At 34.3% G+C, this 13,226-nt stretch carries 15 protein-coding genes; 2 read left to right on the forward strand and 13 right to left on the reverse strand.

Features of this window, described 5'->3' with window-relative positions; genetic code table 11:
• Positions 1 to 19: 19 nt before the first annotated feature.
• The 3 genes from BN1058_RS05900 to BN1058_RS05910 form a co-directional block, all read right to left on the reverse strand.
• A complete protein-coding gene (locus BN1058_RS05900; RefSeq protein ID WP_090854235.1) occupies positions 20 to 361 on the reverse strand; it encodes a LapA family protein in 342 nt (113 codons plus the stop codon).
• Positions 362 to 491: 130 nt separating this feature from the next.
• Positions 492 to 2,753 (reverse strand): protein translocase subunit SecDF, encoded by a 2,262-nt coding sequence (secDF, locus tag BN1058_RS05905; protein WP_090854239.1) that lies wholly within the window; start codon positions 2,751 to 2,753, stop codon positions 492 to 494.
• A 132-nt stretch (positions 2,754 to 2,885) separates the two neighbouring features.
• Positions 2,886 to 3,176, reverse strand: a complete 291-nt coding sequence (locus BN1058_RS05910) for a post-transcriptional regulator (protein WP_090856034.1) — start codon at positions 3,174 to 3,176, stop codon at positions 2,886 to 2,888.
• A 125-nt stretch (positions 3,177 to 3,301) separates the two neighbouring features.
• Here BN1058_RS05910 and spoVB point away from each other — a divergent pair, with 125 nt between their 5' ends.
• Positions 3,302 to 4,855 carry a stage V sporulation protein B gene (gene spoVB, locus BN1058_RS05915; RefSeq protein ID WP_090854243.1) on the forward strand — a complete coding sequence of 518 codons (1,554 nt, stop codon included), beginning with the start codon at positions 3,302 to 3,304 and terminating at the stop codon, positions 4,853 to 4,855.
• Here the strand turns inward: spoVB and BN1058_RS05920 are convergent.
• On the reverse strand, positions 4,852 to 5,508 hold the full coding sequence (locus BN1058_RS05920) for a DUF421 domain-containing protein (RefSeq protein ID WP_090854246.1): 657 nt from the start codon (positions 5,506 to 5,508) through the stop codon (positions 4,852 to 4,854). The two genes, spoVB and BN1058_RS05920, sit on opposite strands and share 4 nt — an antisense overlap.
• A gap of 72 nt (positions 5,509 to 5,580) precedes the next feature.
• On the reverse strand, positions 5,581 to 6,879 hold the full coding sequence (locus BN1058_RS05925) for an ArsB/NhaD family transporter (RefSeq protein WP_090854249.1): 1,299 nt from the start codon (positions 6,877 to 6,879) through the stop codon (positions 5,581 to 5,583).
• A 150-nt stretch (positions 6,880 to 7,029) separates the two neighbouring features.
• Between BN1058_RS05925 and BN1058_RS05930 the strand changes: the two genes are divergently transcribed.
• On the forward strand, positions 7,030 to 7,404 hold the full coding sequence (locus BN1058_RS05930; protein ID WP_090854252.1) for a TIGR04086 family membrane protein: 375 nt from the start codon (positions 7,030 to 7,032) through the stop codon (positions 7,402 to 7,404).
• 153 nt (positions 7,405 to 7,557) lie between these two features.
• On the opposite strand, the gene yajC is transcribed toward BN1058_RS05930, so the two are convergent.
• From yajC to BN1058_RS05970, 8 genes are all read right to left on the reverse strand, one after another.
• Positions 7,558 to 7,830 (reverse strand): preprotein translocase subunit YajC, encoded by a 273-nt coding sequence (gene yajC / locus BN1058_RS05935; RefSeq protein WP_090854255.1) that lies wholly within the window; start codon positions 7,828 to 7,830, stop codon positions 7,558 to 7,560.
• A gap of 17 nt (positions 7,831 to 7,847) precedes the next feature.
• A complete protein-coding gene (gene tgt / locus BN1058_RS05940) occupies positions 7,848 to 8,987 on the reverse strand; it encodes a tRNA guanosine(34) transglycosylase Tgt (RefSeq protein WP_090854258.1) in 1,140 nt (379 codons plus the stop codon).
• 30 nt (positions 8,988 to 9,017) lie between these two features.
• Positions 9,018 to 10,046 (reverse strand): tRNA preQ1(34) S-adenosylmethionine ribosyltransferase-isomerase QueA, encoded by a 1,029-nt coding sequence (queA, locus tag BN1058_RS05945; protein ID WP_090854261.1) that lies wholly within the window; start codon positions 10,044 to 10,046, stop codon positions 9,018 to 9,020.
• A 13-nt stretch (positions 10,047 to 10,059) separates the two neighbouring features.
• Complete coding sequence (locus tag BN1058_RS05950) at positions 10,060 to 10,260, reverse strand: DUF2905 domain-containing protein (RefSeq protein WP_090854264.1); 201 nt, start codon at positions 10,258 to 10,260, stop codon at positions 10,060 to 10,062.
• Positions 10,257 to 11,258, reverse strand: a complete 1,002-nt coding sequence (gene ruvB / locus BN1058_RS05955; RefSeq protein WP_090854266.1) for a Holliday junction branch migration DNA helicase RuvB — start codon at positions 11,256 to 11,258, stop codon at positions 10,257 to 10,259. The genes BN1058_RS05950 and ruvB overlap by 4 nt, the downstream gene beginning before the upstream one ends.
• 15 nt (positions 11,259 to 11,273) lie before the next feature.
• Positions 11,274 to 11,885: a Holliday junction branch migration protein RuvA gene (ruvA, locus tag BN1058_RS05960; RefSeq protein WP_090854269.1), complete on the reverse strand. Its 612-nt coding sequence runs from the start codon at positions 11,883 to 11,885 to the stop codon at positions 11,274 to 11,276.
• Positions 11,886 to 12,071: 186 nt separating this feature from the next.
• On the reverse strand, positions 12,072 to 12,641 hold the full coding sequence (locus tag BN1058_RS05965; RefSeq protein ID WP_090854272.1) for a BofC C-terminal domain-containing protein: 570 nt from the start codon (positions 12,639 to 12,641) through the stop codon (positions 12,072 to 12,074).
• Positions 12,642 to 12,874: 233 nt separating this feature from the next.
• A complete protein-coding gene (locus BN1058_RS05970) occupies positions 12,875 to 13,204 on the reverse strand; it encodes a hypothetical protein (RefSeq protein WP_090854275.1) in 330 nt (109 codons plus the stop codon).
• Between the last annotated feature and the right edge of the window lie 22 nt (positions 13,205 to 13,226).

Raw genomic sequence — 13,226 nt, forward strand, 5'->3', positions numbered from 1 at the left:
ATAAATTATGATCATTTTTTTAAGATTTAAATGATTCCTCTTTTATCGATTGATCTTCTACTTCTGATTTATGATCTATCAATGTATCATCAATAAAACCATTTGATGTATTCGCTTTTAATGCTTCATTCTCATGTTTAAGTGCGCGTATTTCACGCTGTAATTTCAATAAGCGAAAGAGTCCAAATCCACCTGTTATCAGTCCACCCATTAACGTAGAAATTAAAATAACAAGAATTAAAGGAACTTGCCCGGTGCCAAACAAGTAATCAACGGTGACAGCTTCTCCATTAATAACAGCAAAAATTGCCACGATAAGAGCAAAAACAAATGCAGAAATAATATACGTTTGTCCCCTCAATCTAACCACCCCATTTCAAAGTTATTAACATCAAAACATAGTTCTTTAATTATTCCACAGAAAAACTCTCCTTAAACCGATTTAAGGAGAGTTTCTTTTTGCTTTTATCATCATTTAGAATTATTGTGACTTATACTTGTGGACCATCGTTTTTCTTCTTTTTAACATACACAATTGGTCTTTCTTTAATATTTCTGCCTCTCCAGACTAACCATACCTGTGCGGCAATAAACAATGATGAATAAGTACCTGCAATTAAACCAACGACTAATGCAAAAGAGAAATTAGTAATGGATGTTGCACCAAAGATATACAACATGATTGCAGCAACAATAACTGTTAACACCGTATTAATACTTCGTGCTAATGTTTGCATTAAACTCTTATTAACAATCGCAGCTAATTCAGAGAAAGTACGAACTCTTTGTTTTAATTTTAAATTTTCTCTAATACGATCAAAAGTAACAATGGTATCATTTATCGAATAACCAACAATCGTTAAAATCGCGGCAATAATCGTAATATCAAATTCTAGCTGTGTAATACTGAATAAAGCTAAAATGAAGAATGCATCATGTAATAATGCAAGAATCGCTGTTAATGCAAAATAAAATTCAAAGCGTATCGTCACATAAATGATAATCCCAATCGATGCATATAACACAGCTAACATTGCATTTTTAGCTAATTCTTTTCCAACTACAGGCGAAACAGTACTCACATTAGGATCAGAGCCATAAGCAGCATTAAAATGTGACTTAATTGTTGCGACCGTATCTTTCTCTAATTTTGAATCAAAACGAGCGACCGCAATCTCATTATCATTTCCTGAAAGCGCAATTTTCTCTGGCTCTATCTCTAATTCTGCAAAGTGACTTTCCACTTCTTCAACAGAAACGGTATTCCCTGCATTAATCTCGACACGAGAACCACTTGTAAAATCTATACCTAGGTTTAATCCAAAAATACTTAAGAATAGTGTTCCAAGTACAACTAAAACTCCAGAGGCAAGAAAGAACTTTTTCCGATGTTTCACGAAATCAAATTGACGTCCAAAAACAGTTGGTTCTACTTCGGATTTATCTGAAATATCTTTAATATCAGCATCTTTTACACCGAACCAACCTGGTCGTTTGTTTAAGAATCTACTTTTCACCCAAAGGCTTAGGAAGAAACGTGCACCGAATACAGCGGTAATAAAGCTTAATACAACACTCACAATCAGTAAAGTAGCAAATCCTTTTACAGAACTTGTACCAAAAATAAATAGAACAGTAGCAGCGATTAATGTTGTTATATTCGCATCAAAAATAGTAGATAATGAGTTACTATTCCCCGCTTTAAAGGCAGCCATAACAGACTTACCTTCTCTAAGCTCTTCTTTCATCCGTTCATACGTTATGATATTTGCATCAACAGCCATACCAACACCAAGTATTAATGCCGCTATACCTGGTAGTGTTAATACACCATTCATCAGTTCAAATACAAGTAATACAAGGTAAATATATAAACTTAATGTCACAACAGCAATAAATCCTGGGAAACGATAATAAGCAAGCATAAATAAGAAAATAAATGCTACACCGAGCATCCCAGCGAAAATGGTTTTATCCATTGCTTGCAAACCAAATTGTGCACCAACAGATGTCGTATATTTTTCCTCTAAGTTAACTGGTAACGAACCAGCATTCAGTATATCTGCCAATTGCTTAGCTGACTCCACAGTGAAATTACCAGAAATCATAATATTTTTATGGTTTAACACTTCATCAAAAGTTGGAGCCGAAATGTATTTCGGATCAGCTTTTTTAGACTCTTCTTTAAAAGAATCTCCTTTTTCATAATCCATCCAAATAACAATACGATGATTAGCTTGATCTTTATAATTATTCAAGATTTCTCTAGTTGCATCTCCAAAAGAATCGGCACTTTTGAACTCAACTGTTACAATTGGTTGATTTGTATTAGGATCAAAATCTTGTTTTGCACTACCTTCTTCTATATTGGAACCATCTAAATATTCGTTATCTTCCACATCGCGAAAAGATAATCTTGCGGAAGTAGATAATAATTCCCTTGCTTCATCTTCATTTTCGATTCCGGCTAATTGCACACGAATTCGATTGGGCTCTTCAATATTGAAATTTGGTTCACTAACACCTAACACATCGACACGCTGTCTAAGCGATTGAACGGTAGCCTCTAATACCTCTGTATTGATTTCTTGGCTTTCATCTAAAGCTTCAACCTCATATAATATTTCCACGCCACCTTGAAGATCTAATCCAAGCTTCATATCTTCTGTAATCCCTGTTATTGTTGTTCCAATTGTTCCGGCAAGTGCGAGTACAATTAGAAAAAAGGCAATTATTCTGCCTCGCTTTACCATATGTATTACGCCTCCTCCGCTTGATTCTTTCGAAAAAAATCAAGCAACTCTTTTCAAACGCTTTCTTTTTTAATAAATTAGTTTCAAACGTATTATGCTACCAATAACTACTAATGTCAATCAGAATTTTGTTTATTCTTGTCCTTTATTTTCAGTAAGTGCTGCAATAGAAGCCATTAGATCGTCTTCTTTATAAGATTCAACAGTTAAATAACTCATATATATATTTGTACTTAAATGTAAAATATCCTCGACAACTTGGTACAGACGTTTTTCCGGATTACCTTTCCAAACTTTTTGTTTCAAACATTGCCAAACAACATCCTCTGTTGTATCGCCATATCCCATCATTCTAAGCTCTTCTGTTTTACTTTGTAATACAACTGAAAGAAATGCTCGCCAATCTTCTACTGTCCTTGACATTGCCAATACGATCGCTCTCCCTTTTCTTTTGTAAATTATAGATGCTTGTCATGCTTGACCAACTTATGTGCATATACATTATTGTATAGGAATTTTATTTTTTTGAGAAGGTAGGATTGGCAATAATGACTAAGCAATCTTTTGTAAAAGGCACGCTTATCTTAGTTTTTGCTGGATTGATTACGAGATTATTAGGATTTATTAATCGTATTGTTGTAGCAAGACTAATGGGGGAAGAGGGAATTGGTCTATATAACATGGCCTTACCCACGTTATTTTTAATTTACACATTATCACAATTTGGATTACCAATAGCAATATCTAAACGTGTCGCTGAGGCAGAAGCAAACAATAACACACGACAAATTAAAAAAATTTTAGTAATATCTCTAGCCATTACCGGAACATTAAGTGTTGTGTTTACAATTGGAATGATTGTGAGTGCTCCATTAATCGCAAAGCATTTCTTAACAGATGATAGAACATTATATCCTTTACTTGCCATCACACCAATGGTGCCGATTAGTGCAATTGCTTCTGTTATCCGTGGTTACTTCCAAGGTAGACAAAATATGAAACCTCAGAGTTATGCACAGGTAATTGAGCAAATTATTCGCATCTCATGTGTTGCCTTTTTTGTTAAATTGTTGCTTCCATATGGAATTGAATTTGCTGCTTGTGGAGCAATGATTTCTGTCATTATAGGAGAACTAACTTCATTACTATTTATGTTGCGAATGTTTCGTTTTCATAAACGTATTACTTTACACCATCGATTCTTCGCTTATTTATCATCAGGCAAGGATACGTTAAAATCATTACTTTCGATTGCATTACCTAGTACAGGAAGTAGACTTGTTGGTTCTATTTCTAATTTTCTAGAGCCCATTCTAGTCTCTCAAAGTTTAGCAATTGCAGGAATTCAAACGGTGATCGCCACCAAACAATACGGTGCATTGACTGGATATGCCATTCCATTACTATTTCTCCCAACCTTTATTACACACTCACTTGCTATTGCTTTAATACCAAACATTAGCGAAGCAGAAGCCAAGCATCAGCGTCACTTAATACATTACCGTATACACCAAGCCATTCGAATCTCTTTTGCTTCAGGTGCAATTGCAACTGTTATCTTAACGATGTTCGCAGAACCAATTTTAATGTTTATGTATGGGACAAGTAGTGCTAGTCCATTTTTAATTCTAATGGCGCCATTTTTTATCTTGTTATATATACAGTTCCCTTTGAACGCAGCACTACAAGCGCTAGACTATGCAAAACCTGCTATGTGGAATAACATTATTAGCACGATTGTCAAATTTGTTATATTAATCACGTTAACCACCAATCCAACGTTTGGTATTATGGGAGCAGCTATAGCAATCACCATTGGCTTTGTATTAGGGACTTTCTTGCATTTAGCGACATTGTATAAAGTTGCTAAATTCCGTATTCCTGCTATAGATGTACTACGAATGATCTTATTATTAACAGCGACATGGTTGATTAGTTACCTGTTGAAACAGTGGATCCCATTATATGCATCTAGCTTACAAGCTTTACTACTTCTATTTAGTTTAATTTTCATTTTATATATTTTCTTACTTTTTATTTTACGATTTATCACAAAAGACGAGTTAAGACAAATTCCTTGGATTCAACGATTTATTCATTAGCGACGTTCATTTTTTTTATCAATATACCATTCTCCATTTTTATCAATAGAACAAAAGGATATCTCTTCTATAGACGGATATCCTTTTTGTTTTAATTGTTTAATTAACCATGTTTTTGGCTTATTCATTTTTTTCAGGCTCCGTTCTTGTATTTCTCCATCCATTACTAATGGGTAAACATATCCATCACTACCATCTTCATTCTGTTCAAAAATAGATAGTTTGCCTGAGGGCTCTAAGATTGCGAATGCAACATCTTCAATACTTCGTGTTCCATTTTCACGTAATTGCTGCATTAAGTCGTTTAGATTATAACGTTGTTTTTTCATCTCATATTCATCAATTTTTCCATAAGAAATAATAACAGAGGGTTTTCCTTCAAACCAATCCCTAAACTTTTTGCTTTTTAAAGACACCCATGCAATAAGTCGTTGAATGATTAATAAAATAAATACAGGAATTATCGCCTCAAGTAATTGACGTTTAGGTTCCTCAATTGTAAAAACGCCAATTTCGGCAACCATAATGAATATGACTACATCTAACAGACTCAACTCACCAATTTCTCTTTTCCCCATTAAGCGAAAAACAATAACAATCATACTATATGTAAAAATAGTTCTAAAAATCAATTTTCCTATTTCAATATCCATATGATGCTCACCCCTTCTCTGTCTATCTTCGCCCCTTTCTTTATTTAATATCCAAGAATTATTTGATTCGTTTTAAAAATCATGTAAAAAAGGGATGAGATATCGCATATAGACATACACACTTGATACTAATAAAGAGAATATAACTAATGGCACACCATATTTTAAAAATTTCATAAAAGATATCCCTTCATCCTCTGCTTCTGCCATGCCAGCAACTACTACATTCGCAGAGGCGCCAATTAATGTCCCATTTCCACCTAGACAAGCACCCAAGGCTAATGACCACCATAACGGATCAACATTGGCCATACCATACGTTTGAAATTCTTCAATTACCGGTATCATCGCTGCAACAAACGGTATATTATTAATAATTTGAGAAACAAAACCAGAAATCCATAACAGAAAGATTGCAGTAAGTGGTAAATCACCAGAAGTCATCCAAATAATATAACGCGCTAATTCATCAATCGCACCAACCTCTTCTAAACCTCCTACAAGCATAAACAGCCCAATAAAAAAGAATAATGTAATCCATTCTACTTCTTGAAATACTTTTTCCGTTGACAGCTCTTTTTCTGTTAATAACATTAGTAGAATTGCTCCACTTACTGCTACAGTAGTTAGATCAATATGAAGAAAAGGATGCAATAGAAATCCTGCAATGGTTAAGCATAAAACACCAATAGATTGATAAACCATTGGAGATTTTTTAACATATGCAGATGGATTCATTTCTAGTAACTCTCGCACTGCTTCTGGCTTTCTTTTTAATTGCTTTCGAAAATAAAAACAGAAAAAAAGTAACATACAACTAAAAATGATAACTACAACAGGTCCTAGATGATTTACAAATGACAAAAAACTGAGGTGTTCCACTGCTTGTCCAATCATAATATTTGGAGGATCTCCTATTAAAGTAGCTGTTCCACCAATATTTGAACTAAAGATAATTGTTAATATATAAGGAAATGACGGTAAATGAAGGATTCTGATTATCGTAAACATAATTGGTACAAATAATAATACCGTCGTTACATTATCAAGCAACGCGGACCCAATCGCTGTTAGAAAGGCTGTCCCTATTAATAATGCTATCGGTTCTCCTTTTACCTTCTGAGCAAAATAAATTGCTATAAATGAAAAGATACCTGTTTTTTTCGTAATTGATACAAGCACCATCATGGAAAAGAGTAATGCTATCGTTTCCCAATCAATATAATTAGTAAATGCATCTTCCCATGTATAAATCTTGGTTAAAAGAAGCAATATTCCGCCTAAAAGGGCAATTAATGCTTGATTTATTTTTTCAGATATAATAAAGACATAACAAACAACAAAGATAGAAATTGCAATGATAGGAGCCAAAATTAATACACTTCCCCTCTAAAAAAATACACAATTATTGTTTACCTAACTGTTCTTTCAATATATGTATTAATCAGAGAAATATTTTATTCTAATTTAGCTTGATTTGCATATTCTTAACTAAAGGACAAGCAAGAAAGGGGAATATAAATGAAGCATCGATTTACTGGTTTACTATACGGTTGGCTCGCTATTTTAACGTTGATGATCTTAGCAAGTATTATTTTATCTTTATTACTTCGTTTTACAAGTTTAGGGGCATCAACACTTTCACAAAGTACAACAGTGATTAGTCTTATTGCTTTTCTAAGTGGGGGTATTTTTGCAGGTCTAAAGACAGGAGAAAGGGGATGGCTTATCGGGTTATTAACAAGCTTAGGATTTAGTTTATTTGTATTTCTATATCAATATTTAGGCTTACAACAGTCATTTTCTTGGTTACAATTGATCTATCATAGTGCATTTTTATTGGCAGGTATGATTGGTGGAATGATCGGTGTAAATGTAAAACAAAAAAATAGCTGATCGATTGATAAATTTTTTTAACTGATCCCCCTCTTAAGGTTTCCAGACCGTTAGCTGGGGGTTTTAGAAAAATAGTTAAATAACAAAAACCCCCACAAAATTAGAATATTTATCTAACTGAGGGGGTATTTATTTTTGTGCATGTTATTTTACTTATGCTTGTTCATTTTTTGAGACAACTTCTCTTACAGATGATCGATCATATGTAAGCTTCGTACCATCATGTACGTCAATTACAATTGTGTTTTCGTCAATAGCATGCACCGAACCGTGCATTCCACCAATTGTAATAACTTTATCACCTTTTTGTAGATCCGCTTGCATTTGTTTTACTTGCTTTTGTCGCTTTTGTTGTGGACGAATCAAAAGAAAATAGAAAATCACAAACATCAAAATGAATGGGAGTAAACTTGCAATTGCTTCCAATCTATTCGCCTCCTTTTTTAGAAATTTTTAGCATCGGGCTTGTTAAAGCCATATTGTTCAAAGAATGACTCTCTGAAATCGCCAAGACGATCTTCCTTTATCGCTTTGCGTACTTGCCCCATTAATTCTAACAGAAAATATAGATTATGATAAGTAGTTAATCTTAATCCGAACGTTTCATTTGCTTTTACTAAGTGGCGAATATATGCACGTGAATAATTTCGACATGTGTGACAATTACAATTTGGATCTATCGGCGAAAAATCACGTGCATATTTTGCATTTCGAACTACTAAACGACCATTTGACGTCATGCATGTACCATTTCTAGCAATTCTAGTTGGTAGTACACAATCAAACATATCTACCCCACGAACAGCTCCGTCAATTAATGAATCAGGTGATCCTACCCCCATTAAATAACGTGGCTTATTGTTTGGCAATAAAGGTGTCGTAAATTCAAGCACACGATTCATCACGTCTTTTGGCTCACCAACTGAAAGTCCTCCGATAGCGTAACCAGGAAAATCCATTGACGTGAGGTCACTGGCACTTAGACGTCGCAAATCTTCATATTCACCACCTTGCACAATGCCAAATAAACCTTGGTCGGATGGTCGATTATGAGCTTGTAAACAACGCTCTGCCCATCTACTTGTTCGTTCAACAGAGGCTTTCATATATTTGTGTTCTGCAGGATAAGGTGGGCACTCATCAAAAGCCATCATAATATCAGAACCAAGTGCATTCTGAATGTGCATCGCTTTTTCAGGTGATAAAAATAATTTTTCTCCACTTATATGATTACGGAAATGAACACCTTTTTCTTCAATTTCTCGTAAATCGCTCAAACTGAAGACTTGGAATCCTCCAGAATCAGTTAATATTGCACCGTCCCAATTCATGAACTGATGCAAACCGCCGGCTTCCTTTACAATGTCTTCTCCTGGACGTAACCACAAATGATACGTATTGGATAATATAATTTTAGCTCCCATTTCTTCTAGCTCTTCTGGGCTCATTGTTTTTACTGTAGCTAGGGTTCCAACAGGCATAAACATGGGTGTTTCAAATGAGCCATGAGGCGTATGAACCTTACCAAGTCTTGCGCCTGTTTGTTTACACGTTTTTATCAATTCATAACGAATAGCTTCCATCATCTTTTCCTCTCTTTTTAAGCTTCTATACTACAAAATAAGCATCGCATCCCCAAAGCTAAAAAAGCGATAATCCTTTTTAATTGCTTCGTGATATGCTTCCATAATAAAATCTCTCGTTGCAAAAGCACTAACTAACATCACTAAAGTTGATTTCGGTAAATGAAAGTTAGTAATTAATCCATCTACTGCTCGGAATTGGTATGGGGGATAGATAAAGATATCTGTCCAGCCACTAGCCGCAACGAGCTCCCCATTGTTGTCTCTTGCAATCGTTTCTAAAGTTCGGGTTGATGTAGTACCAACAGAAATAACTTTTCCTCCGTCTTGTTTCACTTGATTAATTGTATCTGCTGTTTCTTGTGGCATATGATAAAATTCAGCATGCATATCATGCGCTTCAATCGTATCTACACTTACAGGTCGAAAGGTTCCTAATCCAACATGCAAAGTTAAGAATACAATCTTTATACCTTTTTCTTTTAGTTGAGCTAACAATTCATTTGTGAAATGCAAACCAGCTGTAGGTGCTGCTGCTGAACCTTCTTCACGTGCATAGACAGTCTGATAACGTTCTTGATCAGGCAATTGTTCTTTAATATATGGAGGTAGTGGCATTTCACCAAGTTCGTTTAACACTTCTAGGAAAATCCCATGATAACTAAATTGGAGTATTCTCCCTCCATGTTCTTTTTCTTCTGTACAAATTGCTGTTAATTTATCGTCACCAAAGGTTATTTTTGATCCTATTTTTATTTTTTTAGCTGGTTTCACTAATACTTCCCACTCGTCTCCTTCTATTTGATGGAGAAGTAATACTTCAATTTTTGCACCAGTATCTTTTTTTGAACCATATAACCGAGCTGGAAGTACTTTTGTATCATTCAGAACAAGGCAATCACCTGGTTGAATATAATCAATAATATCATTAAATCGATGATGGGATATAGTTTGTGATTGTCTTTCCATGACTAATAATTTAGATGATGTTCTGTCTTTTAACGGTGTTTGTGCGATTAATTGTTCGGGTAATTCAAAATTAAAATCGTTTATATTCATTGTTTACTCCTATCTAACGAAACTTACCTATAATAATCAATATAATAGATATAATAATACTAATTAAGATTGATGTCATAATTGGGAAATATACAGACACATTTCCTTTTTTAAAATGAATGTCACCTGGTAATTTACCAATTACACTGGATAATAAACCAATAATAATAAGTATAACCCCTACTACAATAAGTATTTTACCAAACCCGGTCAAGTATTTGGCACCTCCCGATCAAAATGTTGGTACGCTTTTGGTGTAACGACACGTCCTCTTGGTGTTCGTTGGATAAATCCTTGTTGTAATAAAAATGGTTCGTACACATCTTCAATCGTTTGTGATTCTTCCCCAATTGTGGATGCAAGAGTATCTAAACCTACAGGTCCACCTTGAAAAGCATCCATAATGGACTGAAGGATTTTGTGATCAATATGATCCAATCCAGACTGATCGACTTGAAGCATTTGTAGTGCTGTTTGTGTTGTTTCCAGACTAATTTCCACCTCACCACGCACTTGGGAAATATCCCTAACACGCTTCAGTAATCGATTTGCTATTCGAGGGGTTCCTCTGGATCTTCTTGCTATTTCTATTGCAGCTTCCTTCGCAATGGTAACATTAAATATTGACGCTGTACGCTCAACAATATCACATAAATCTTCTGTTGTATAAAATTCTAGACGACTTAACACACCAAAACGATCTCGAAGTGGTGCAGTTAACAAGCCTGCTCTCGTTGTTGCCCCAACTAATGTAAAAGGCGGTAGGTCAAGTCTAACTGATCTAGCACTAGGGCCAGTTCCAATCACAATATCAAGACAAAAATCTTCCATTGCTGGATATAAAATTTCTTCCACAGATCTAGGCAAACGATGTATTTCATCAATAAATAAAACATCTCCTACTTCAAGCGAAGAAAGAATGGCTGCTAAATCACCAGCTTTCTCAATCGCCGGGCCAGAGGTAGTTCGAAATTCAACCCCCATCTCATTCGCAATAATGGATGCCATTGTCGTTTTCCCTAAGCCTGGTGGGCCATATAATAACACATGATCTAAAGCTTCGTTACGTAGTCTTGCAGCCTCAATAAAGATAGCTAAGTTTTCTTTTGCTTTATCCTGACCAATATATTGAGCCAATGTATTCGGACGCAAATTAAGCTCAATCGATGCATCATCCGGTTGATATTCATTCGATACCATTCTTTCTTCCATTTAAATCACCCCATGTCATTTCTGCGTCAATAAAGCTAGACCAGTTCGAATATAATGATCGGTTTTATCACTTTTTTCTTGTTTTAATTTTGGTACGATCTGCTTTAATTCTCTATCTGAATAGCCAAGTGACCGAAGTGCTTCTAACGCTTCTTCTAATGCTTGCATATTTACCAGAGTATCCATTTCAGTTTCTTTCTGATGATCTGGTGCAGTTACATCAAACTCTGTAGCAAGCTTTCCTTTCAAATCAAGTATCATTTGTCTTGCCGTTTTTTTACCTACACCAGGGAATTGAGTGAGGAATTTTTCATCTTCTGTTTCTATAGCAACAACAAAATCATTCACACCAGCTGTTCCTACAATAGCTAATGCGCCCTTAGGGCCAATACCTGAAACTTGGAGAATTCTAGAAAATAACATTTTTTCTTCAGGATCAGAAAAACCATATAAAAGTTGTGCATCTTCTCTTATGTAATGAAAGGTATATACACGAATCATCTGGCCTACTTCACCTTCAAATTTAAGTGGATTTGCGCATACCAATTCATAACCAATACCATTTGTCTCTAAGATGATAGATGTCTCATTAATTATTTCTAGTTTACCATATATATAAGCTATCATTTTTTATCGTAACTCCCTCTCCACTAATACAATCACTCTATGTAATTACATTTTATCATACAATCATATGTTCGCACACACTAATAACAATTCGTAACAAGAGAAAAATACATAGGTGAATTTTTTATAGTATTATAATCAGTATAGCAAAGAAAACAAGCAAAGGGTTAGATACACTTTGCTTGTTTATCCTTGAACCTGTTTAGTTGGAGAGAGGTCACGATAAACCTCAAGAACTTGTAAGTACTTCTCTTTTGAATCGATCTTTATTCCTTTTTGTAACGCTTCAAATTGTCTACTCTCTAATGTGTCTGTATCAATTTGATAAAAAGACTGTATTACTTGTTGATGAATAGGTTCACCTTCAAAGATTGATAACATACTGTTCTGTAATCCAAAATAACCGTTTTGTTTAAGAGAAGGTGAAATATCATCGATTTGTTTCCTAAAAACCATTTCTTCTTGGCTTTGATTAATCAATTGCCAATTTTCATATTCTGACCAAAAATCTTCCATAGCATAAATAGTCTTCTTCCTAGTCTTTTCAGTTATATTTCCATCTAAAAATTGTTTTTGTAATGTGACATTTACTTGTAATGGCTCCTTAGAAACATAGGTAGTTGAATTAGTAACTTCTGTAGCTTTATTTTGATTATCATTAGTTGACACAGTTTCATTCGACATGACAGCATGTGTACCAAAGCCTATGATAAACATTAACGCAGCAAAACTACTTAAAAGAATATGTTTCCTCATTTTTGCACCTCAGTCAAACATAGATTTAGTTGGCTTATCTATTAATAAATAAATATCCGTTGTTCATATGTTTGACCAAATTAGCTAAGTTTATGCTTTATTAGTGAATTTTAATTTTATGTTTATTATAGCTTTTATACGACATTTAAGAAACAAATGAGATGTTGATCTAACAATCATTAAACTATAATTTTTTTCACCACACTAATATATCAGTACAAAATACAGTCATACTAATCAGTATACACAACAAAATCATATTCACCTGGATCAATAATTCGCAATTGAATAATTTCATCTTTAGAAAGAATAATCTCTTCACCATGATAGTATCGAATAGCATTTGTTTTATCTTCTGTATGCATCGCTATAGCAAAAGTATCATCTGATCGTTTATTTACTTTGTTAAATTTTAATTCTCTCTTTGCCCGTTGGTTTTCTTTTTGATAAACAACATAATATTCTTTGTCATTCGCTTTAAAATGTTCTAATCGATCAATCGCATTTTCTTGTTCTAAGATTTGTTGACCCGGTAATGCTTCACAATCATTTGATTCACCCATGATTAGACACCTCAATATGTTT

This window comes from Paraliobacillus sp. PM-2, assembly GCF_001368815.1.
GTDB lineage: Bacteria > Bacillota > Bacilli > Bacillales > Amphibacillaceae > Paraliobacillus.